Raw genomic sequence first — 20989 nt, forward strand, 5'->3', positions numbered from 1 at the left:
CGCGCTGAACGCCCCATCCTGGGGCGCAGCGCTTGACGGGCATCCATGCCCGTCACCTCCCTCCGCAAGACCTGCGTTCGGCCTCCTGAAGTCGCAGTTGGCGTTGCCTGAACTACCGTGCGCTTAGAAGCAAAAGCAAAAGCAACGGCAAGGGCAAGGGCAAGGGCAAGGGCAAGGGCAAGGGCAAGGGCAATGGCAAGGGCAAGATGCCGCAAGGCCGTTTGCGAACCACCACCGCCATACATTGTCCCTATACTCCGAAGCGCCGCTTCACACCACGACCTTCGCAGGTGGGTTTGCCATCGCGCTTGTGTCATCATGCTCCGACCGCCGGTTTAGCCTCTTTATAAGCCCCTATGAACAAATCCTACGCATTGCTGCTTGCCCTCGCCCTGCTTCAAGGCTGCCAGAGCCTGGCCCCGAAGACGGACGTTCAGACGCCCGCCGCCGACGCCGGCAAGAGCGCGGAAAAGCCCGTGGTGTACGGATCGTTCAAGCAGGACACCCTGTACAGCCTGCTAGTGGCGGAGCTGGCCGGCCAGCGCAACCGCTTCGACATCGCCCTGGCCAACTACGTCGACCAGGCCGAGAAGACCCAGGACCCGGCTGTCTCCGAACGCGCCTATCGCATCGCCGAGTACCTGGGCGCCGACGAACCGGCCCTGGACACCGCGCTGATCTGGGCCCGCAACGACCCGCAGAACCTCGACGCCCAGCGCGCCGCCGCCATCCAGCTGGCCCGCGCCGGGCGTTACGACGACTCCATGACCTACATGGAGAAGGTGTTGCAAGGCCAGGGCGATACCCATTTCGACTTCCTCGCCCTGTCGGCCGCCGAGACCGACCAGCATACCCGCGACGGTTTGATGCAAAGCTTCGACCGCCTGCTGGTGAAGTACCCCGAGAACAGCCAGCTGGTGTTTGGCAAGGCCTTGCTGCTGAACCAGGATGACAAGCCGCAACAAGCCCTCGACCTGCTCGAGGCCAACCCGCCACAGAATGGCGAGATCGCCCCGGTGCTGCTGCGTGCCCGCCTGCTGCAGGCCCTGGACCGCGGTCCGGAGGCCCTGCCGCTGCTGCGCGGCGCGATCCGCGACAACCCCGAAGACAAGCGCCTGCGCCTGACCTACGCGCGCACCTTGGTCGAACAGGACCGCATCGACGACGCCAAGGCCGAGTTCGAGAGCCTGCTCCAGCAATACCCGGAAGACGACGAGATCCGCTACTCGCTGGCCCTGGTGTGCCTGGAAACCAAGCACTGGAACGAGGCCGAAGGCTACTTGCAGGAGCTGGTCGAACGTGACGCCAACGTCGATGCCGCCCACCTCAACCTCGGCCGCATCCGCGAAGAACGCAGCCAGCCGGCAGCCGCCCTGCGCGAGTACGCCCTGGTCGGCCCCGGCCCGGACTACCTGCCGGCGCAACTGCGCCAGGCCGATATCCTGATTGCCAACGGTCGCAGCGCCGAGGCCTCGAAACTGCTCGCCGAGGCCCGCGAGGCGCAGCCGGACTACGCTATCCAGCTGTACCTGATCGAGGCCGAAAGCCTGGGCAACAACGGCAAGGAAACCCAGGCCGGCCAGGTACTGGAGCAGGCGATAAAACGCTACCCGGACGACCTCAACCTGCTCTACACCCGGGCCATGCTCGCCGAAAAACGCAACGATCTGGCGCAGATGGAAAAAGACCTGCGCGCCATCATTGCCCGCGAACCGGAAAACGCCATGGCCCTCAACGCCCTGGGCTACACCCTGGCCGACCGCACCACCCGCTACGGCGAAGCCAAGGCGCTGATCGAAAAAGCCCACCAGCTCACTCCCGACGACCCGGCCGTGCTCGACAGCCTGGGCTGGATCGCCTATCGCACGGGCAACCTCGAGGAAGCCGAGCGCCAACTGCGCCTGGCCTTCGAACGCTTTCCCGACCATGAAGTCGCCGCCCACCTGGGCGAAGTCCTCTGGGCCAACGGCAAACGCCGCGAAGCCCGCCAAGTCTGGGCCAAGGGCTTCGAAGCCCAGGCCGACAGCCCCATCCTGCGCAAGACACTGTTGCGCCTGACCGGATCCGAGAGCCTGTAAACCATGTTCCTGCGTCATTGCATCACCTTCACCCTCATCGCCCTGCTCGCCGGCTGCGCCGGTTTCGGCAGCAAGGAAGCCGTGCAGGGCCAGGGCAACCCGCAGCTGTGGCGCGAGCACAAGCAGCAGCTGGGCAATCTCGACGGCTGGCAGATCAACGGCAAGGTCGGCATCCGCGCCCCGCGTGATTCGGGCAGCGGCACGCTGTTCTGGCTGCAGCGCCAGGACTACTACGACATCCGCCTGGCCGGGCCCCTGGGCCGCGGCGCGGCACGCCTGACCGGGCGCCCCGGCGGCGTGGTGCTGGAAGTCGCCAACCAAGGTCGCTACGAGGCGGCTAACCCCGAGGCGCTGCTGGAAGAACAACTGGGCTGGCGCCTGCCGGTGTCGCACCTGGTCTGGTGGGTGCGCGGCCTGCCCGCCCCGGACAGCAAGAGCCAGCTGACCCTCGACGGCGACAGCCGCCTGGCCAGCCTCGCCCAGGACGGCTGGAAGGTCGAATACCTGAGCTATGTGGAGCAGAACGGCTACTGGCTGCCCGAGCGCCTGAAGCTGCACGGCGAGAACATCGACGTGACCCTGGTAGTCAAGGACTGGCAGCCACGCCAGCTGGGGCACTGATTCGATGCAAAAGCTGACACTGCCGGCCCCGGCCAAGCTCAACCTGTGGCTGCACATTACTGGGCGCCGCGCCGATGGCTATCACGAGCTGGAAACCGTGTTCCAGTTTCTCGAGCACGGCGACGAACTGAGCTTCGCCCTGCGCGACGACGGCCAGATCCGCCTGCAGACTGAAATTGACGGCGTGCCCCACGACAGCAACCTGATCGTCCGCGCGGCGCGGATGCTACAGGCACAGTCCGGCACTCCGCTCGGCGCCGATATCTGGCTGCGCAAGGTGCTGCCCATGGGCGGCGGCATCGGTGGCGGCAGCTCCGACGCGGCGACTACCCTGCTGGGACTCGCGCACCTGTGGCACCTGGACTGGAACGAAGATCGCCTGGCGGCCCTGGGCCTTTCGCTCGGCGCCGATGTGCCGGTGTTCGTCCGCGGACATGCTGCCTTCGCACAGGGTGTCGGCGAGCAACTGACCCCGGTCGACCCCGCCGAACCCTGGTATGTCGTGCTGGTGCCGCAAGTGTCTGTCAGCACAGCGGAAATTTTTTCGCATCCAGAGTTGACACGTGATTCCCTCCCCCTTAAGATGCGCCCCGTTCCCGAGGGAAACAGTCGAAATGACTGCCAACCGGTAGTAGAGCAACGGTATCCTGAAGTTCGCAATGCGCTGATTTCACTGGGTAAATTCACTGAAGCTCGAATGACCGGCACTGGAAGTTGTGTGTTTGGGGCCTTCCCAAGCAAAGCCGAAGCTGATAGAGTTCTGGCCCTTCTTTCAGAGACCCAAACAGGGTTTGTGGCGAAAGGAAGCAATATTTCGATGTTGCATCGCAAGCTGCAAAGTCTGATCAAGAAGTCGAGTTCATAAGAATTCGCAGCAACAGATACAGGGGCGTCGCCAAGCGGTAAGGCAGCAGGTTTTGATCCTGCCATGCGTTGGTTCGAATCCAGCCGCCCCTGCCATTTCTTATACTCATCCAGGTTACCCTCAGCCTTCAGGTACTGCGCGTGTCCAAGATGATGGTCTTCACGGGGAATGCAAACCCCGATCTGGCTCGGCGTGTCGTACGTCAGCTGCATATTCCACTGGGTGATGTTTCTGTCGGTAAGTTCTCCGACGGCGAAATCAGTGCTGAAATCAACGAAAATGTCCGCGGTAAAGACGTCTTCATCATTCAGCCCACCTGTGCCCCTACCAACGACAATCTGATGGAACTGGTAGTGATGGCCGATGCCTTCCGCCGCTCCTCAGCGTCGCGAATCACTGCCGTGATTCCTTACTTCGGATACGCCCGCCAGGATCGCCGTCCGCGTTCGGCACGTGTAGCCATCAGCGCCAAAGTCGTCGCTGACATGCTCACTGTCGTGGGTATCGACCGTGTACTCACCGTCGACCTGCACGCTGACCAGATCCAGGGTTTCTTCGATATCCCCGTCGACAACATCTACGGCTCGCCCGTACTGGTCGACGACATCGAAGACCAGCGTTTCGAGAACCTGATGATCGTCTCCCCGGACATCGGTGGTGTGGTGCGTGCTCGCGCCGTCGCCAAGTCCCTGGGCGTCGATCTCGGGATCATCGACAAGCGCCGCGAAAAGGCTAACCACTCCGAGGTTATGCACATCATCGGCGACGTCGAAGGACGCACCTGCATCCTGGTAGACGACATGGTCGACACCGCCGGCACCCTGTGCCACGCGGCCAAGGCCCTGAAAGAACACGGCGCTGCCAAGGTTTACGCCTACTGCACGCACCCTGTCCTGTCGGGCCGCGCGATCGAGAACATCGAGAAGTCGGTACTGGACGAGCTGGTGGTGACCAACACCGTTCCGCTGTCCGCCGCTGCTCAAGCCTGTGACCGTATCCGCCAGCTGGATATCGCACCGGTTGTCGCTGAAGCGGTACGCCGCATCAGCAACGAAGAATCGATCAGCGCGATGTTCCGCTAAGCGGAACACGTGTTGGTATGAAGCGCCCCGCCCCAGCATTCGTTGGGGCGGGGCTTTTTTGCCATCCCCGTTGGCGCTGGTCGCAAACGCCCTCGGGGGGCTATTTTGGAGAAGCAAAATGACTGATTTCATCCTGAACGCCCAAGCGCGTACTGACCTGGGGAAAGGTGCGAGCCGCCGCCTGCGTCACTCCGCCAACATCCCTGCCGTTGTCTACGGTGGCGATAAAGAAGCCCAATCCCTGACCATCGTGGCCAAGGAAATCGCCAAGCTGTTCGAAAACGAAGCTGCCTTCAGCCACGTTATCGAACTGAATGTCGACGGCGCCAAGCAGAACGTCGTGGTCAAGGCCATGCAGCGTCACCCGGCCAAAGGCTTCATCATGCACGCCGACTTCGTTCGCGTCGTTGCTGGCCAGAAGCTGACCGCCAAGGTCCCGGTTCACTTCGTCGGCGAAGAAGCCCCGATCAAGAAAGGCGGCGAGATCTCGCACGTTGTTTCCGAGATCGAAGTTTCCTGCGAAGCCAAAGACCTGCCTGAGTTCATCGAGGTCGACCTGGCCAACGCCGAAGTCGGCACCATCATCCACCTGTCGGACCTGAAAGCTCCGAAAGGCGTAGAGTTCGTCGCTCTGGCCCACGGTGATGACAAAGCTGTTGCCAACGTCCACGCCCCGCGCGTTGCCGCTGAAGCTGCTGAAGGCGCTGCCGAGTAATCCACTCGCACGCCGGCGTTGATCGGGTTACAGTGCCGCGCGCACCGTAACCCACCAACTCCAAGGAAGAGCCCCTGACGTGACCGCCATCCAGTTGATCGTTGGCCTGGGTAACCCCGGCCCCGAATACGAACAGACCCGGCATAACGCAGGGGCTCTTTTCGTTGAACGCCTCGCCAGCGCCCAGCGCGTCTCGCTGTCCGCTGACAAGAAGTATTTCGGCCTGACGGCTAAATTCAGCCATCAGGGCAACGATGTTCGCTTGCTGATCCCCACCACCTACATGAACCGTAGCGGCCAATCCGTGGCGGCTCTGGCCAATTTCTTCCGCATCAAGCCGGAAGCGATCCTGGTGGCGCACGACGAACTCGACCTGCCCCCCGGCGTCGCCAAGCTCAAGAGAGGCGGCGGCCATGGTGGGCACAACGGCCTGCGCGACATCATCGCGCAGCTCGGCAACCAGAACGACTTCCACCGCCTGCGGCTTGGCATCGGCCACCCGGGTGACGCCAAACTGGTCTCCAACTTCGTCCTGGGCCGCGCGCCGCGCGCCGAGCAGGAGAAGCTCGACGCCAGCATCGATTTTGCCCTCGGCGTGATGCCCGACGTGCTTGCCGGCGACTTTGCCAAGGCGATGCGCGAACTGCACAGCCAGAAGGCCTGACACTTTAGAAAGGGGAATACCCATGGGTTTCAATTGCGGCATCGTCGGCCTGCCCAACGTCGGCAAGTCCACCCTGTTCAACGCCCTGACCAAGTCCGGCATCGCGGCGGAGAACTTCCCCTTCTGCACCATCGAGCCGAACAGCGGCATCGTGCCGATGCCCGACGCACGCCTGGCCGCGCTGGCCGAGATCGTCAAGCCGAACCGCATCCTGCCGACCACCATGGAATTCGTCGACATCGCCGGCCTGGTCGCTGGCGCCTCGAAAGGTGAAGGCCTGGGCAACAAGTTCCTCGCCAACATCCGCGAGACCGACGCCATCGCCCACGTGGTGCGCTGCTTCGAAGACGAGAACGTGATCCACGTTTCCAACAGCGTCGACCCCAAGCGCGACATCGAGATCATCGACCTCGAACTGATCTTCGCCGACCTCGACAGCTGCGAGAAGCAACTGCAGAAGGTCGCCCGCAACGCCAAGGGCGGCGACAAGGATGCTCTGGCACAGAAGGCCATCCTGGAAAAACTGATCCCGCACTTCACCGAAGGCAAGCCGGCACGCAGCCTGATGAAGAACATGGCTGACGACGAGAAGGCCGTCATCCGCGGTTTCCACCTGCTGACCAGCAAGCCGGTGATGTACATCGCCAACGTTGCCGAAGATGGCTTCGACAACAACCCGCACCTGGATGTGGTCAAGGCCATCGCCGAGGAAGAAGGCGCGGTCGTGGTACCGGTGTGCAACAAGATCGAAGCCGAGATCGCCGAGCTCGACGACGGTGAGGAGAAGGACATGTTCCTCGAGGCCCTGGGCCTGGAAGAGCCTGGCCTGAACCGCGTGATCCGCGCCGGCTACGAGCTGCTCAACCTGCAGACCTACTTCACTGCCGGCGTGCAGGAAGTGCGTGCCTGGACCGTGCGCGTGGGCGCCACCGCGCCGCAGGCGGCCGGCGTGATCCACACCGACTTCGAGAAAGGCTTCATCCGCGCCGAAGTGGTGGCCTATGACGACTTCATCCAGTTCAAGGGTGAGAGCGGCGCCAAGGAAGCCGGCAAATGGCGCCTTGAGGGCAAGGACTACATCGTCAAGGATGGCGACGTGATGCACTTCCGCTTCAACGTCTGAGTACCGCTCGGCGCCCTCCCATCGCGGGGCAAGCCCGTCCCACGTAGTCTGCACTGGACGCGTGGGAGCGGGCTTGCCCCGCGATGCATTTGTGCAGGGAAAAAATGAGTGTCAACGCGACTGACTGCCAGCACCTGTAGGCCGACGTGCTTCACTCACTTCCTGCAACCGGCTACACTCCCCCTTGCTTGAACCGGGATAACCGAAGCACTGCCTCGAAACCCGATGGACCTGACCCTTGCCGGTCAACCGTCGGGACAAATGGGTCCGGACCTTGGCCGGCCTGTTTATCGGAGGCAACACAATGAGCCCGCGTATCTGGCTGCTGGCCCTGGCGACGTTCGTCACGGGCATGGCAGAAAACATCACGGTCGGCATCCTGCCGGCCCTGGCCGATGGCCTGCAAGTCCCGCTCGGTATCGCCGGGCAGCTGACCACGGTGTTCTCCCTGAGCTTCGCCCTCGCCGCGCCCTTTTCTCCCCTGCTGACCACACGCCTGCCCTTGCGCCGCCTGCTGTGCGCCACCCTGGCGATCTTTGCCCTGTGCAACCTGGCAGCAGCCCTGGCGCCTGGCTATACCGCGTTGCTGGTGGCGCGCATAGGCATGGCCGCGACCAGCGCCCTGACCTGCCTGACTTGCACCCTGATGGCCACGCGCATGGTGCCCGAGGCCCTGCGTGGCCGCGCCATCGGGGTGATCTTCATGGGCATCTGCAGCTCGCTGGTGCTGGGGGTGCCGGCCGGAATGCTGCTGTGCGACGTGCTGGGCTGGCGTGGCGTCTTCACCGGGCTGAGCGTGCTGGCAATGGCAGTGCTGCTGATGGCCTGGCAAGGGTTGCCGCAGTTGCAGAGCAGCGAACGCATCGCCCTGCACAGCTATGTCCGCCATCTGCGCGACAGCCGCCTGATGGCAGCCCAGGGCGTGTCGTTGCTGATGATTGCCGGGCACTTCACGGTCTTTGCCTACCTGGCCCCCTATGCCCACCAGGTCGCCGCCATTCCACTGCAATGGCTGGCGGCAGTGTTCGCCGCCTTCGGCATCGCCGGTGTTTCGGGCGGCTATTTCGGCGGCTGGATGGCGGACCGGCTCGGCGCAGGCCGCTCCATCGCGCTGGCGCCGCTGCTCTATCTCGCCAGCTTGCTGGTACTGCCGTTGAGCGTGGGCACGCCATGGTTGTTCCTGGCGACCATGATGCTCTGGGGCGGGCTGAGCTGGACCACCTCACCGGTGGTGCAGAGCTACCTGGCGACCCGTGGCCCGGATACCTTCCCGGCCGGCATGAGCCTGAACATGTCGGCCATGCACCTGGGCGTCGGGCTGGGTTCGGCCATCGGCGGCGTGGTGATCACCGGGGCGACGCTGGCGGCCACCCCCTGGGCCGGCGCCGCGCTGACCGCCTTGGCGGCGGGCCTGGCGTTCTGGTCGGCCCGCCCTCCTGCCGAGCCAGGCTTCAGCGAGCGCGAACCGGCGTAGCGGCCTGCTGCTCCTGCTCGAAGGCGTCGGCCAGGTAGTCGATCAGCTTGCGCACCGCGGGCATCAACCCTCGCCGGGAGGGGAACAGCGCCACCACCTCCCCTTCCCGTGGCGCCCAGTCGTCGAGAACATGCACCAGCCGCCCGTCAGCCAGGTCGGCGCGCACCGCCTCCTCGGGCAGCAGCACCGCGCCCACACCGGCCAGGGCGGCCTCGCGCAGTACCGCGAGGTCGTCCGACACCACACGGGGGCGATGGCGCACGGCAGCCTCGGCGCCAGCAGGCCCGATCAGCATCCAGCTGGCGTCCTGCACATTGGCGCCCCAGTTCAGGCTCGGCAGAAGCTGGAGCCCTTCCGGCGACACGGGCCGCCCGTGTTCGGCCAGCAGGCCCGGCGCAGCTATCAGGCACTGACGGCTCGGGGCCAGGCGACGCATCACCAGCTCGCTGCTTTCCAGTGGCTGGTGCTGCACGCTCAGCACCAGGTCAAAGCCCTCGCCGATCACATCCACCCGGCGGTTGTAGCTCTTGACCAACAGCTCGACCACCGGGCATTGCGCCATGAAGCGCGCCAGCATCGGCGCCAGGCGCGAATCGAGCAGCGCGGTGCTGCTGGCCAGGCGCACGATGCCACGGGGCTCGGCGCGGTTGCGCTCGACGGCATCCTCGGCGGCGACGGCCTGCTCGAGCATGCCCAGGCAATGGCGGTAATACTCCAGGCCTACCTCGGTCACCTGGAACTGCCGCGTGGAGCGCTGGATCAGGCGCACGCCCAGGCGCTCCTCGAGCTTGGCAACACGCCGGCTGAGGCGTGACTTGGGCAGGCCAAGGATGCGCCCGGCGGGCGCGAAGCCGCCGTGCTCCACCACCTTGGCATAGAGATAAAGGTCGTTCAGGTCGAACATCGGCAACACTCGTCCACGGCTCACCGCTGCATCATCCGCCATTCTCCAGGGATCGTCACAGGGGCCGTGGGCGTCACCAGGCCCGGGCCCCGGCAACGGGGCCCGGGCTGGCGGTCACTTGGCCAGCTTGCTGTAGCTGGTCATCAGGTTGCGGTAGTCGGGAATGTGGTTGGAGAACAGCGTGCCCAGCCCTTCGATGTCGTTGCGCCAGTCACGGTGCAGCTCGCAGGCCACGCCGAACCAGGTCATCAGCTGGGCGCCGGCGGCTTCCATGCGGCGCCAGGCCGAGTCGCGGGTCAGTTCGTTGAAGGTGCCGGAAGCGTCGGTGACCACGAACACCTCGAAGCCCTCCTCCAGCGCCGACAGCGCCGGGAAGGCCACGCACACCTCGGTGACCACGCCGGCGATGATCAGTTGCTTCTTGCCGGTGGCCTTCACCGCCTTGACGAAGTCCTCGTTGTCCCAGGCGTTGATGTTGCCGGGGCGGGCGACGTAGGGCGCCTCGGGGAACTGCTCCTTGAGCTCGGGTACCAGCGGGCCGTTGGGGCCGGTCTCGAAGCTGGTGGTGAGGATGGTCGGCAACTTGAAGTACTTGGCCAGGTCGGCCAGCGCCAGCACGTTGTTCTTGAACCGGTCCGGGTCGATGTCGCGCACCAGCGACAGCAGCCCGGTCTGGTGATCGACCAGCAGTACCGCGGCGTTGTTCTTGTCCAGACGCTTGTATTGGAATGCCATGGTGGATCTCCTTGCTTGGATGGGAAACAGCCAGGTTCAGTTGCGTTGCGAGTCCAGTTGCTCATGGCCGGTGACGACGGCCTGGGCCTTGGCGTAGCTCTCGATCAACAGTTGATAGTGCGGGAACACCGCGCTGTAGGCCTCGGCCCACTGCGCGGCATCCGGGCGGTTCCAGGTGCGCTGCACCTCGGAGCAGACGGCGGCGGTGTCCATCGGCACCACGCCGGCCTGGACCACCCGCGCCAAGGTCACTTCCTGGGCCATCTTGGAGTAGGTGCCTGACGCGTCGATGACCGCGAACACCTGGTAGCCGGCGGCCACCGCGCTGATGCTGGGGAAGGCCATGCACACGCTGGTGATGGTGCCGGCGATGATCAGTTGCTTGCGCCCAGTGGCCTTCACCGCAGCGACGAACTCGGGGTTGTCCCAGGCGTTGATCTCACCTTTGCGGGCCACGTATTGCGCGTGTGGCGCAGCCTCGTGGATTTCCGGGATCAACGGGCCGTTGGGACCCTGGGGTACCGAGGCGGTGGTGATGACCGGGATCTTCGCCAGACTGGCGACCTTGGCCAGGGTGATGGCGTTGGCCCGCAGTTCGGTCATGGGCATGTCCTTGACCGTCTGGAACAGGCCACTCTGGTGGTCGATCAGCAGCATCGTGGCGTTGTCGGGGTCGATGCGTGGCACTTGGCCTTCGAAGTTGGCGGCTTGCGAGAAATTGCTCATCGTTCTCTCCTCTTGGTGTGAGAACAGGCCATCCTGGCCGCTGCGGTCGGACCGCGCCCCACACATCCACAGTGGGGACTATGAGAGTAGGCAACGCAGGCTGAACGAAGCGACCGTCAGTCGGCGGGCCGTGGCAAATGCCCGTGCGGCCTGTGGCCAGGCGGGCGGCAGGGCTAACGGTAGAGAGGCGAGATGCGACCCGGTAGGCCCATGGGTGAACCCTCAGAGTTGCGCTGGGAGAACGATGATGAAATGCCAGCGCGCAATCACCGATCCGATGGATCGGCAATTTTCAGCAGCGCTTGGTCGATAACTTGGTCGGTTACTTGGTCGGTCAGCCCATTGGTTCACGATTTCCTGAACTGATTATTTGTCCACAGCGATTTTTCCCCCCGCCTGCCCCCACCAGAATCGCTTCACCAACAATCACAATAAACCGTGAGGCCACTCCCGTGGACCAGACACTCCAGGTACGGCAGGCCGCCGCCGACCTCGTCGCCGCCTTCGCCAGCAACGACACCGCCCGCTACTTCGCCTGCTTCAGCGAAGACGCCACCTTCCTCTTCCACACCTTGCCGCAACCGCTGCTGTCGCGCCGTGCCTATGAAGATCTCTGGGCCAGCTGGCAGGCGGACGGTTTCGCCGTGCTCGGCTGCGAGTCGAGCAATGCCCAGGTGAGCCTGCAGGGCGACGTGGCGATCTTCATGCACGACGTGGCCACGCGCCTGCGCGTCGCCGGCGAGACCCTCGACCTGAACGAGCGCGAGACCATCGTCTTGCGTCTGCACGGCGACCGCTGGTTGGCCTGTCACGAGCACCTGTCGGTCGTCTCGCCGGCCTGATCCCCTTTCAAGCGGCCCTGCCGCACTGCCATCGCACCCACAACAAGGCCGCCCGACGGCCGACAACATTCGCGCTGGAGCATCACCATGAGTCACTCGACCGGTATCGAGACCAATGGCGTCGAACAGATCCCCGACGATCAACGCGACGCCGCCCCGCTGGACCTGTTCCGCCTGATCTTCGGCGGTGCCAATACCTTCGCCACCGCCGTGCTGGGCAGCTTCCCGGTGCTATTCGGGCTGTCGTTCCAGGCCGGGGCCTGGGCGATCCTGCTCGGCGTCGGCGTGGGCGCGCTGATCCTCGCGCCGATGGGCCTGTTCGGCGCGCTCAACGGCACCAACAACGCGGTATCGTCCGGTGCGCACTTCGGTGTGCACGGGCGTATCGTCGGCTCGTTCCTGTCACTGCTGACCGCCGTCGCGTTCTTCTCGCTATCGGTATGGAGCTCCGGCGATGCCCTGGTCGGCGGCGCCAAGCGCCTGGTCGGCCTGCCGGCAACCGACCTGACCCTGGGCCTGGCCTATGGCGTGTTCGCGATACTGGTGCTGGTGGTGTGCATCTTTGGTTTTCGCTTCATGCTGTGGGTCAACAAGATTGCGGTGTGGGCCTCGAGCCTGCTGTTCCTGCTGGGCATCTTCGCTTTCGCCGGGCCCTTCGATGCGGGCTACGCCGGCAGCGTCAACCTCGGCCAGGCCGGCTTCTGGGCGGCGTTCGTCGGCGCGGCGATCCTGGCCATGAGCAACCCGGTGTCGTTCGGCGCCTTCCTCGGCGACTGGTCGCGCTACATCCCGCGGCAAACGCCCAAGTCGCGCATCATGCTGGCGGTGATCCTCGCCCAGGCCGCCACGCTGATCCCGTTCCTGTTCGGCCTGTGCACCGCCACCCTGGTGGCCAGCCAGGCACCGGACTACATCGCCGCCAACAACTACGTCGGCGGCCTGCTGGCGATCTCGCCGGGCTGGTTCTTCCTGCCGGTGTGCCTGATCGCGGTGATCGGCGGCATGTCCACCGGCACCACGGCGCTGTACGGCACCGGCCTGGACATGTCCAGCGTGTTCCCGCGCCTGCTCAGCCGCGCCGCCGCTACCCTGTTGATCGGCGTGCTGGCCATCGGCTTCATCTTCGTCGGCCGTTTCACCTTCAACCTTGTGCAGAGCGTGTCGACCTTCGCCGTGCTGATCATCACCTGCACCAGCCCGTGGATGGTGATCATGATCCTCGGCCTGATCACCCGCCGCGGCTTCTACCATGCCGACGACCTGCAAGTGTTCACCCGTGGCCAGCAAGGCGGTCACTACTGGTTCGACCACGGCTGGAACTGGCGCGGCATGGGCGCGTGGATCCCCAGCGCGGTGGTTGGCCTGTGCTTCGTCAACCTGCCTGGGCAGTTCGTCGGCCCGCTGGGCGAGCTCGCCGGCGGCATCGACCTGAGCCTGCCGGTGACCCTCGGCATCGCCGCCGTGCTGTACCTGATCCTGCTCAACCTGTTCCCTGAACCTGCTGGCGTGTATGGCCCCCTGGGCCCGCGCTGGGTGCGTTGCAAAAGCACGCCGGTAACGCCCGTGACCACTGCCGAAATGGCCTGACTGGAATCCGACCATGACCACTCCTCACTACATCGACGGCCGCTGGGTCGAAGGCCAGGGCAGCGACTGTATCGTTGTCCACAACCCGTCCGACGGCCAGGCGTTCGCCGAACTGATGGCCGCCAGCAGCGCCCAGGTCGACCAAGCCGTTGCCGCCGCGCGCCGGGCCCTGGCGGCCTGGAAGACGGTCAGCGCCACCGAGCGTGCCAACTACCTGCGCGGCTTCGCCGAACAGCTGGGCCAGCGCCGCGACGAATTGATCGCCCTGCAGATGCGCAACAACGGCAAGCCGCGCCACGAGGCCGAGATCGATCTCGACGACGCCATCGCCACCTTCGCCTACTACGCCGACCTGGCCGAGCAGTTACCGGCGAAGAACCGCGACGTACCCCTGGCCGCGCCGGGCTTCACCGCCCGCACCCGCCTGGAGCCGGTGGGCGTGGTCGGCCTGATCGTGCCGTGGAACTTCCCGCTGGTGACCAGCGCCTGGAAGCTCGCCCCGGCCCTCGCGGCCGGCTGCACCGTGTTGCTCAAGCCCTCCGAAATCACCCCGCTGATCGAGCAGGCCTACGGCCAGATCGCCGAGGTGCTTGGCCTGCCGGCCGGCGTGCTGAACATCGTGGGCGGCAAGGCCGAGACCGGCGCTGCGCTGAGCGGCCACAACGGCCTGGACAAGCTGTCATTCACCGGCAGCAACGGCGTCGGCAGCCAGGTGATGCGCGCCGCCGCGGCCCAGTGCCGGCCGGTAACGCTGGAGCTGGGCGGCAAGTCGGCCATCGTGGTGTTCGACGATTGCGATGTCGACCAGGCGGTGGAGTGGATCGTCGCCGGCATCACCTGGAACGCCGGGCAGATGTGCTCGGCCACTTCGCGCCTGCTGGTGCAGGACGGCATCGCCGATGCCCTGCTGCCGCGCTTGCAGGCGGCGCTGGCGGCGTTGCGCGTGGGCAACCCGCTCACTGAAGAAGTGGACATGGGGCCGCTGACCAGCCAGGCGCAGTGGCTCAAGGTCGCCGGCTATTTCGCCACAGCCCGCGAAGAAGGCCTGAAGTGCCTGACCGGCGGCACCGCACTGGACCGCGACGGCTGGTTCGTCAGCCCGACGTTGTATGTGGATGTACCGGTAAGCAGTCGCCTGTGGGGCGAAGAAATCTTCGGCCCGGTGCTGTGCGCGCGGCGCTTCGGCAGCGAGGCCGAGGCCATCGCCCAAGCCAACGACAGCCGCTTCGGGTTGGTCGCCACCGTGTGCTCCGCCGACCTGGAGCGCGCCGAGCGCGTGGCCGATGCGCTGGAGGTGGGGCATGTATGGATCAACTCTGTGCAGGCGGTGTTTGTCGAAACTTCGTGGGGCGGCACCAAGGGCAGCGGGATCGGGCGTGAGCTCGGGCCTTGGGGGCTTTCGGGGTATCAGTCGGTGAAGCATGTGACGCGGTGCTTGGGGTGACTTTTAGGCGTCCCATTTAAGGGAATGGGTAGGCTGGCAGGTGTTCTGCGAGTTTTTCAGCGCCAATCGGCGAACACCTGCCCACCTTCACGCAATTGCATACAGAACCCCATCGCGGGGCAAGCCCGCTCCCACGCCGACATGTGCAAGCGGTAGGAGCGCGCTGGCCCCGCGATTGGCCTTATGCCGGTTCGTCGGCCTGGCGCCCGTTCTCCTGCACCAGCACCATGCTCGCCGGCGACGACAGGGCGATGCCTTCCTCACGCAAGCGCCCGAGGATAGTGAACAACAGGTCGCTGCGCGTGCCCGATACCTGTCGAGGCGAAGCGACATAGCCGCTCACCCCGATGACCATGCCACTGCTGGTCAGATCCTTGAAGGTCACCGAGGTGGCCGGCGCGTCGAGGATCGACTCATGCTCCTTGTACGCCGCCAGCAGTACCTCGCGCACTTTCGCAGGATCGGTCTCCAGCGGCAGCGTCAGGGTGATGCCCACCACCCCCAGGGCATTGGCCATGGTCACGTTGCGCACGTTCTGCGAAATGAACTGCGAATTGGGCACGATCACCGTCGAGCGGTCGGACATCTGGATTTCCGTGGCGCGCACGTTGATCCGGCGAATATCACCCTCGACACCGGCCAGGCTCACCCAGTCTCCCACTTTCACCGGGCGCTCGGTGAGCAGGATCAGGCCGGAGATGAAGTTCTGCACGATCTGTTGCAAGCCGAAACCGATACCCACCGACAGCGCACTGACTACCCAGGTCAGGCTGGTCAGGTTGATGTGCAGGGTGGACATCACCAGCATGGCCAGGAACAGGAAGCCCAGGTAGCCCACCAAGGTCACCAGCGAGGCGCGCATGCCGGCGTCCATGTCGGTTTCCGGCAGCAGGCGTTCGCTCAGCCAGCGCTTGACCACGCGAATGGCGAACCAGCCACCGAGGAAGATCGCCACGGCCAGGAAGATGTCCTGGGGCACGATGTTCAGGTTGCCCAGCACTTTGCCACCGGTGCCGTCCCAGTCCGCCAGGCTCAGCAGCAGCTCGCCCGGGCTGGTGCCCGATGGCATGAATATCAGCAACGCGGCGGCGAACAGCAGCAGTGTGCGGCCGATGCCAGCCAGCACCGTGCTGGCCTGGGCCTGGTGGCGTTGCTGCAGACCGAGCGCCGAGGCCAGCGCCAGGCCACCTGGCTGACGCGGCGACAGCAAGGTTTCGCACAGGTCGCCGAACACGGTCACCAGCAGGTAGGCGCAGGTCACCACCACGCTGACCCACAGCAGCTTGGCGGTGAGGAAGTAGGCCAGCGTCAGGTAGCCGGCGAGCAGGGTCAGCAGGATAGCCGCCACCCAGACCACGATCACGAACGGGATCAACCCGGCCAGGCCCTTGGGACGCTCAAGGTCGTGCAAGCGATGGGCACGGCGATAGCGCAGCAGGGCCACGACGAACAGCAGCGACACCACCAGCGCGGTCAGGCCATTGGTGGCCAGGGTCAGCGCCAGGCTGGTGCCGATCACGCTGTTGATGCGTTCCTGGGTCAGCAGCACCATCAGCGCCAGGGCCAGCACTTTGGGGAACCAGCCCAGGGCGCTGGCCACCTCGTCGGCGATCGGCGGCAGGCGCCAGGACGGGCGCTGCAGCATCAGCATGGCGCGGCCCAGCCCCGAGATGAAGGCACTGAAGATCACCAGCGCAAGAATATGGTTAGTCAGGCTGGCCAGGTCGGCGCCAAGCTCCGCGCTGCTCTCCAGGCCCCAGCGCAGCAACGACACGGAGCCGGAGATAGTGCCCAGCGTAGCCAGGCTGACGCTCAGGGCCAGGGCGCTGCGGCGCAGACGGCCTTCGGGCAGCCAGCGGATCATGGCATCGGCCAGCAGGCGCTCCAGCAGCCGCCGCACCAGGGTCCAGACCAGCACCGCCGCCACCAGCGCGGTGATGAACAACCAGCGGTGTTCGGCACTGAAGGCGCTGGCCATGGCGTCCGACACCTCGCCGCGCAGGTCGCGCAGGCGCGCCACGTCGTCATCGGTGGGGCGGATCAGGCTCGACCAGAACGCCGGGCTCAACGGGCTGGCGGCGCGGCTGGTGATCTGCGAGTTGAACAGGCTGCGGCGCAGGTTGACGATCTGCGTGGACAGGTCACGGGCCGACTGGGTCAGCGTGGTGGCGTCCTTCTGCTCGGCGACCACCTTGTTCTTTTCGTCAGTGAGCTGCTTGCGCTGGCGGGTCAGGCTCTCGGCCTCCTCGGCCACGGGTGGGCCGAGCACGTTGAGCTGGTCGTCCAGGCGCTGCACGTCGGCGGTGCGCTGGGTGGCCAGCACATCGGCCTGGCGCTGCACCTGCAGGGCCGACTGGCGCAACTGCGCGAGCAGATCGTCGTTGGCGTTGCTGGTAACGCCCTGGCGGATCTGGTCGAGCCGCTCGCTCAACTCGTCCAGGCTGGCGTTCTCGTCCAGCACCTGCTGCTCGGCCACGGCCAGGCGCGATGCCGGCGTGGCCGGGGCAGCCCAGGCCGGGACGGCCAGGCATAACAACAGGGCGAAAATCCCCGCACAGAATCGGTCAAGGCTGACACGCCTCATCGAATGTTCCTCTACGCAACTCGACAGGGCGTGAATTCTACTCGGTCCGCGCGCTCAGGAGAGTGCCGTCTCTCGGTCCAGCAGTTGGCGCTTGCGCTCGATACCCCAGCGGTAGCCACTGAGGTCTCCGTCACGGCGCACCACCCGGTGGCAAGGAATCGCCACGGCGATCGCGTTGGCCGCGCAGGCCTGGGCCACCGCCCGCACCGCCTTGGGCGCGCCGATGCGCTCGGCGATGTCGGTGTAGCTGACCGTGGTCCCGGGCGGCACCTCGCGCAGCGCTTGCCAGACCCGCTCCTGGAACGCCGTGCCCTGCACATCCAGGGGCAACGCCAGGCCCAGCGCCGGCGCCTCGACAAAGCCGATCACCTCGGCCACCAGCCGCTCGAAAGTGTCATCGCCGCCGATCAGCCGGGCCTTGGGGAACTTGTCCTGCAGGTCCTTGAGCAAGGGCTCGGGCTCGTCACCCAGCAGGATCGCGCAAATGCCCCGCTCGCTCTGGGCGACCAGGATCGCCCCCAGCGAGCACTGGGCCACGGCAAAGTGGATGGTGGCACCCTGGCCGCCGGCACGGTACTCCCTCGGGCGCATGCCCAGCCGTTCGGCGGCGCTCTCGTAGAAGCGGCTATTGGAGTTGTAACCCGCGTCGTAGATGGCCTCGGTGACGCTGTCGGCGGCATCCAGGCGCTCGCGTAGACGCTGGGCGCGAAAGGCCGAGGCGTAGGCCTTGGGGGTCAGGCCGGTCTCGGCCTTGAACAGGCGATGCAGATGGAAGGGGCTGACGTTCAGCTCGCTGCCGAGCTGGTCGAGGTTGGGCGCGGTTTCACTGGCCTCGATCAGGCGGCAGGCGCGGGCTACCAGGTCGGTGCGCCGACTGCCCTGCGCGGCCTTGCAGCGTTTGCAGGCGCGGTAGCCAGCTGCCTCGGCCTGGCCGGGGTCGGCAAAGAACTCGACATTCTCGCGCTTGGCCAGGCGCGACTTGCAAGCGGGCTGGCAGTAGACGCCGGTGGTGCGCACGGCATAGACGAAATGGCCGGTCGCGGCGGTGTCGCGGGACTGTACGGCGTGCCAGCGTTCAGCGTCGGTGGTGTAGGTGGTCGGGGCGTGATTCATGGCGCCTCTCCTTGGTTCGATGCGCTGAGCTTGGCGGCTTGGCCGACAGTGAACACTCCGAATCTTGCGTTATCTTCAACGAACCCGCGATAGGGCCGTGCAGGCGGATGACACTTCAAGCCCGCCACAGGTACCAGGCCGCCACGGTCCGGTACGGGCTCCACGCCCCGCCCAAAACCCGCATCTGCGCGGGCGTCGGCGCCTTGTCCAGACCCTTCATGCGCCGATACCCCTCGCGCACGCCAAAGTCGTCCACCGGCAGGATATCCGATCGCTCCAGGCTATAGATCAACAGCATCTCCACCGTCCAACGCCCGACTCCTCGCAGCGCCACCAGACGCTCGACCAGTGCGGCATCCGACATATGCAGCGCCTCTTCCCGGCTGGGCACCACACCCTCCACACGCGCCTGGGCAATCCCGTGAACCGTGGCGATCTTGCTCGCGGATAGCCCACAGGCGCGCATCGCCTCCGGCGTCAACGCCAGCAACTGTTTGGGCGAGGGAAACGCTCCATCCGGGAACAGCGCCAGCAGTCGCCCGAGGATCGCCTCGGCCGCCCGCGCATGCAACTGCTGGTAGGCGATGGCCCGCACCAGCGCCTCGTACGGCTCGCGCCCGGGGGTGGCCCGATGCAGGCAGGGCCCGACGGCGGCAATATGCCGCGCCCAGTGCGCATCCTGCCCGGCCAGCCAGGCAGAGGCATGGTCAAAGGCCTGCGGGGAAAGGTCTGCAAGGATCATCTTCGGCGTTCGCATGGATACGATCTCCGAGCCTAGCCCAACCGTTCATCGGTGAAACGCTCAATCTTGCTTATCTAATCGCTGGCATACCATTGATCCGCCAGTAGCGCCGCGCATAGAATTGAGAACCATTAGCAATCACATTATCCGGGCAGGCTCTCCAGACGATGCAGATCGAAGACACGCTGAAACCGGCCGAGGTCGATCTGCTCTATCAGGCCCATCATCGCTGGCTGCGCGGCTGGCTCGGCGCCCGGGTGGGTTGCCGGGAGAACGCCGCGGACCTGGCCCAGGACACCTTCGTGCGCCTGCTCAAGGCGCGCCAGGCCTCGCCACTCAAAGAGCCACGCGCCTACCTGAGCAGCATCGCCCGTGGCCTGATGATCGACCAGTTCCGCCGTCGCGCCCTGGAAAAGGCCTACCTGGAAAGCCTGGCCAACCTGCCGGAACAAGAGGTGCCCAGCGAGGAGCAACGCCTGTTGATCCTCGATACCCTCGAACGCCTCGACCTTGCCCTGCAACGCCTCAAGCCCCGGGCCCGCCAAGCCTTCCTGCTGGCCCAGCTCGACGGCCTCAGCCTGGCACAGATCGCCCAGCGCCTGGACGTTTCCCGGGCCACCGTGGAGCGCGACCTGGCCAAGGCCCTGGGCGTCTGCTACCGGATGCGCTATGCCGACGCCTGACCAGACACCGACCCAGGCCCAGGTCGACCAGGCCATCGAATGGCTGGTCAAACTGCGCTACGACAGCCCCGGCCCACGTACCGAACAGCAGTTCCAGCGCTGGCTGGCCAGCCACCCGCAGCATGCCCATGCCTGGCAGCGGGTCAGCAGCCTCGGTGACGAACTGGCCAGCCTGCCAGCCGAGCTGAGTCGGCAGACCCTCGCCGGTACCGAGCGCCGACGCATGAGCCGGCGCGACCATCTCAAGCTGCTGTCGGTATTGGCACTGGGCGGCGCCGCTGGCTGGGCGGCGCGTGAACCGCTGGGCCTGTCCGGCTGGATGGCCGACAGCCGCACCGCCACCGGCGAGCGCCGTGAACTGCTCGGCAGCGACGGCAGCCTGATCCGCCTGAACACCGCCAGTGCCATCGACCTGCGCTACAGCGCCGACCAACGCCGGCTGACCCTGCTGCGCGGCGAAATCAGCCTGGACAGCAACGTCAATGACAACCGTCCGTTCAGCATCGACACCCCGGTTGGCACCCTCGGCACCCAAGGCGGCCAGCTGCTGCTGCGCGAGAACGACCAGGGCCTGCTGGTGGCCGTGCGCCGAGGCGAGGTGACGTTGTTCCCCGCCTCCAGCGCCCCACATTCGGTCAAGCCTGGCGAGGTGCTGCAGGTGTTCGCCCAGGGCGACTATCGGCCCGCCACCGTGCATGGCGACCCCTGGGGCTGGACCGACGGCGTACTGAGCGTGCAGCAGATGCCCCTGGGCGAGTTCATCGACGAGCTGTCGCGCTACCGCCCCGGCTTATTGCGCTGTGCGCCGGAGGTGGCCGGGCTGAAGGTTTCCGGCACCTACCAGCTGGCCGACACCGATCAGGTCCTGCTGCTGGTCGCCCACAGCCTGCCGGTGCGCGTCGACTACCGCACACGCTATTGGGTAAGCATCGGCGCCGCCTGAACAATTGATGAAAATAAATGAGGTGGAATCTCATTCTCGTCCGGCCTGAAGGAAAACAAGCCCG

19 protein-coding genes and 1 tRNA gene are annotated in these 20989 nt (G+C 65.6%); 14 read left to right on the top strand and 6 right to left on the bottom strand.

Translation table 11 applies throughout. From position 1 onward, the window contains the following. The first annotated feature begins 356 nt into the window (after positions 1 to 356). The 9 genes from ACVWY1_RS19380 (at position 357) to ACVWY1_RS19420 (ending at position 8622) form a co-directional block, all read left to right on the top strand. Positions 357 to 2078, top strand: coding sequence for a tetratricopeptide repeat protein (locus tag ACVWY1_RS19380; protein WP_457378652.1), 1722 nt, complete (start codon positions 357 to 359; stop codon positions 2076 to 2078). A 3-nt stretch (positions 2079 to 2081) separates the two neighbouring features. Continuing rightward, on the top strand, positions 2082 to 2699 hold the full coding sequence (lolB, locus tag ACVWY1_RS19385) for a lipoprotein insertase outer membrane protein LolB (protein ID WP_102683836.1): 618 nt from the start codon (positions 2082 to 2084) through the stop codon (positions 2697 to 2699). A gap of 4 nt (positions 2700 to 2703) precedes the next feature. Further along, positions 2704 to 3564: a 4-(cytidine 5'-diphospho)-2-C-methyl-D-erythritol kinase gene (gene ispE, locus ACVWY1_RS19390; RefSeq protein ID WP_434728857.1), complete on the top strand. Its 861-nt coding sequence runs from the start codon at positions 2704 to 2706 to the stop codon at positions 3562 to 3564. A 20-nt stretch (positions 3565 to 3584) separates the two neighbouring features. Continuing rightward, positions 3585 to 3659: transfer RNA gene (locus ACVWY1_RS19395), tRNA-Gln, on the top strand. Between the two features lie 45 nt (positions 3660 to 3704). Continuing rightward, entirely contained in the window at positions 3705 to 4646 is a 942-nt protein-coding gene (locus ACVWY1_RS19400) for a ribose-phosphate pyrophosphokinase (RefSeq protein ID WP_016391678.1), read from the top strand. A gap of 118 nt (positions 4647 to 4764) precedes the next feature. Beyond that, positions 4765 to 5361 carry a 50S ribosomal protein L25/general stress protein Ctc gene (locus ACVWY1_RS19405; RefSeq protein WP_046857141.1) on the top strand — a complete coding sequence of 199 codons (597 nt, stop codon included), beginning with the start codon at positions 4765 to 4767 and terminating at the stop codon, positions 5359 to 5361. A gap of 79 nt (positions 5362 to 5440) precedes the next feature. Next, positions 5441 to 6025 (top strand): aminoacyl-tRNA hydrolase, encoded by a 585-nt coding sequence (gene pth, locus ACVWY1_RS19410; protein ID WP_023629555.1) that lies wholly within the window; start codon positions 5441 to 5443, stop codon positions 6023 to 6025. A gap of 22 nt (positions 6026 to 6047) precedes the next feature. After that, the gene (gene ychF, locus ACVWY1_RS19415) at positions 6048 to 7148 is read left to right on the top strand and encodes a redox-regulated ATPase YchF (protein WP_023629554.1); all 1101 of its coding nucleotides are present in this window, start codon (positions 6048 to 6050) and stop codon (positions 7146 to 7148) included. Positions 7149 to 7452: 304 nt separating this feature from the next. Beyond that, positions 7453 to 8622, top strand: coding sequence for an MFS transporter (locus ACVWY1_RS19420; protein WP_457378653.1), 1170 nt, complete (start codon positions 7453 to 7455; stop codon positions 8620 to 8622). Here ACVWY1_RS19420 and ACVWY1_RS19425 read toward each other — a convergent pair. The 3 genes from ACVWY1_RS19425 to ACVWY1_RS19435 form a co-directional block, all read right to left on the bottom strand. Then, on the bottom strand, positions 8600 to 9526 hold the full coding sequence (locus ACVWY1_RS19425) for a LysR substrate-binding domain-containing protein (RefSeq protein WP_457378654.1): 927 nt from the start codon (positions 9524 to 9526) through the stop codon (positions 8600 to 8602). The genes ACVWY1_RS19420 and ACVWY1_RS19425 overlap by 23 nt on opposite strands. Before the next feature lie 114 nt (positions 9527 to 9640). Next, positions 9641 to 10261, bottom strand: a complete 621-nt coding sequence (ycaC, locus tag ACVWY1_RS19430) for an isochorismate family cysteine hydrolase YcaC (RefSeq protein WP_023632674.1) — start codon at positions 10259 to 10261, stop codon at positions 9641 to 9643. 36 nt (positions 10262 to 10297) lie between these two features. Further along, positions 10298 to 10987: a hydrolase gene (locus tag ACVWY1_RS19435; RefSeq protein WP_102683840.1), complete on the bottom strand. Its 690-nt coding sequence runs from the start codon at positions 10985 to 10987 to the stop codon at positions 10298 to 10300. A gap of 452 nt (positions 10988 to 11439) precedes the next feature. Between ACVWY1_RS19435 and ACVWY1_RS19440 the strand changes: the two genes are divergently transcribed. From ACVWY1_RS19440 to ACVWY1_RS19450, 3 genes are all read left to right on the top strand, one after another. Beyond that, complete coding sequence (locus ACVWY1_RS19440; RefSeq protein ID WP_102683841.1) at positions 11440 to 11829, top strand: YybH family protein; 390 nt, start codon at positions 11440 to 11442, stop codon at positions 11827 to 11829. 87 nt (positions 11830 to 11916) lie between these two features. Next, the gene (locus tag ACVWY1_RS19445; protein WP_457378655.1) at positions 11917 to 13416 is read left to right on the top strand and encodes a purine-cytosine permease family protein; all 1500 of its coding nucleotides are present in this window, start codon (positions 11917 to 11919) and stop codon (positions 13414 to 13416) included. A gap of 13 nt (positions 13417 to 13429) precedes the next feature. Beyond that, positions 13430 to 14860, top strand: a complete 1431-nt coding sequence (locus ACVWY1_RS19450) for an aldehyde dehydrogenase family protein (RefSeq protein WP_457378656.1) — start codon at positions 13430 to 13432, stop codon at positions 14858 to 14860. A 181-nt stretch (positions 14861 to 15041) separates the two neighbouring features. On the opposite strand, the gene ACVWY1_RS19455 is transcribed toward ACVWY1_RS19450, so the two are convergent. The 3 genes from ACVWY1_RS19455 to ACVWY1_RS19465 all read right to left on the bottom strand — a co-directional run bounded on the left by ACVWY1_RS19455 (position 15042) and on the right by ACVWY1_RS19465 (position 19299). Further along, the gene (locus ACVWY1_RS19455) at positions 15042 to 17444 is read right to left on the bottom strand and encodes a DUF3772 domain-containing protein (protein WP_102683844.1); all 2403 of its coding nucleotides are present in this window, start codon (positions 17442 to 17444) and stop codon (positions 15042 to 15044) included. Between the two features lie 54 nt (positions 17445 to 17498). Further along, a complete protein-coding gene (ada, locus tag ACVWY1_RS19460) occupies positions 17499 to 18557 on the bottom strand; it encodes a bifunctional DNA-binding transcriptional regulator/O6-methylguanine-DNA methyltransferase Ada (RefSeq protein WP_110702544.1) in 1059 nt (352 codons plus the stop codon). 115 nt (positions 18558 to 18672) lie between these two features. After that, entirely contained in the window at positions 18673 to 19299 is a 627-nt protein-coding gene (locus ACVWY1_RS19465) for a DNA-3-methyladenine glycosylase family protein (RefSeq protein WP_139668846.1), read from the bottom strand. Between the two features lie 167 nt (positions 19300 to 19466). Here ACVWY1_RS19465 and ACVWY1_RS19470 point away from each other — a divergent pair, with 167 nt between their 5' ends. Next, positions 19467 to 19982, top strand: a complete 516-nt coding sequence (locus tag ACVWY1_RS19470) for a sigma-70 family RNA polymerase sigma factor (protein ID WP_277502867.1) — start codon at positions 19467 to 19469, stop codon at positions 19980 to 19982. Next, positions 19969 to 20925, top strand: a complete 957-nt coding sequence (locus ACVWY1_RS19475; protein WP_457378657.1) for a FecR domain-containing protein — start codon at positions 19969 to 19971, stop codon at positions 20923 to 20925. The genes ACVWY1_RS19470 and ACVWY1_RS19475 overlap by 14 nt, the downstream gene beginning before the upstream one ends. Positions 20926 to 20989: the final 64 nt, after the last annotated feature.

The organism is Pseudomonas sp. TE6288 (genome assembly GCF_054062095.1).

Bases quoted from the DNA above. Each gene is read 5' to 3' on its own strand.
- ACVWY1_RS19380 (WP_457378652.1), top strand. From the start codon at position 357: ATGAACAAATCCTACGCATTGCTGCTTGCCCTCGCCCTGCTTCAAGGC.
- lolB (WP_102683836.1), top strand. From the start codon at position 2,082: ATGTTCCTGCGTCATTGCATCACCTTCACCCTCATCGCCCTGCTCGCC.
- ispE (WP_434728857.1), top strand. From the start codon at position 2,704: ATGCAAAAGCTGACACTGCCGGCCCCGGCCAAGCTCAACCTGTGGCTG.
- ACVWY1_RS19405 (WP_046857141.1), top strand. From the start codon at position 4,765: ATGACTGATTTCATCCTGAACGCCCAAGCGCGTACTGACCTGGGGAAA.
- ychF (WP_023629554.1), top strand. From the start codon at position 6,048: ATGGGTTTCAATTGCGGCATCGTCGGCCTGCCCAACGTCGGCAAGTCC.
- ACVWY1_RS19420 (WP_457378653.1), top strand. From the start codon at position 7,453: ATGAGCCCGCGTATCTGGCTGCTGGCCCTGGCGACGTTCGTCACGGGC.
- ACVWY1_RS19425 (WP_457378654.1), bottom strand. From the start codon at position 9,526: ATGTTCGACCTGAACGACCTTTATCTCTATGCCAAGGTGGTGGAGCAC.
- ycaC (WP_023632674.1), bottom strand. From the start codon at position 10,261: ATGGCATTCCAATACAAGCGTCTGGACAAGAACAACGCCGCGGTACTG.
- ACVWY1_RS19435 (WP_102683840.1), bottom strand. From the start codon at position 10,987: ATGAGCAATTTCTCGCAAGCCGCCAACTTCGAAGGCCAAGTGCCACGC.
- ACVWY1_RS19445 (WP_457378655.1), top strand. From the start codon at position 11,917: ATGAGTCACTCGACCGGTATCGAGACCAATGGCGTCGAACAGATCCCC.
- ACVWY1_RS19450 (WP_457378656.1), top strand. From the start codon at position 13,430: ATGACCACTCCTCACTACATCGACGGCCGCTGGGTCGAAGGCCAGGGC.
- ACVWY1_RS19455 (WP_102683844.1), bottom strand. From the start codon at position 17,444: ATGAGGCGTGTCAGCCTTGACCGATTCTGTGCGGGGATTTTCGCCCTG.
- ada (WP_110702544.1), bottom strand. From the start codon at position 18,557: ATGAATCACGCCCCGACCACCTACACCACCGACGCTGAACGCTGGCAC.
- ACVWY1_RS19465 (WP_139668846.1), bottom strand. From the start codon at position 19,299: ATGATCCTTGCAGACCTTTCCCCGCAGGCCTTTGACCATGCCTCTGCC.
- ACVWY1_RS19470 (WP_277502867.1), top strand. From the start codon at position 19,467: ATGCAGATCGAAGACACGCTGAAACCGGCCGAGGTCGATCTGCTCTAT.
- ACVWY1_RS19475 (WP_457378657.1), top strand. From the start codon at position 19,969: ATGCCGACGCCTGACCAGACACCGACCCAGGCCCAGGTCGACCAGGCC.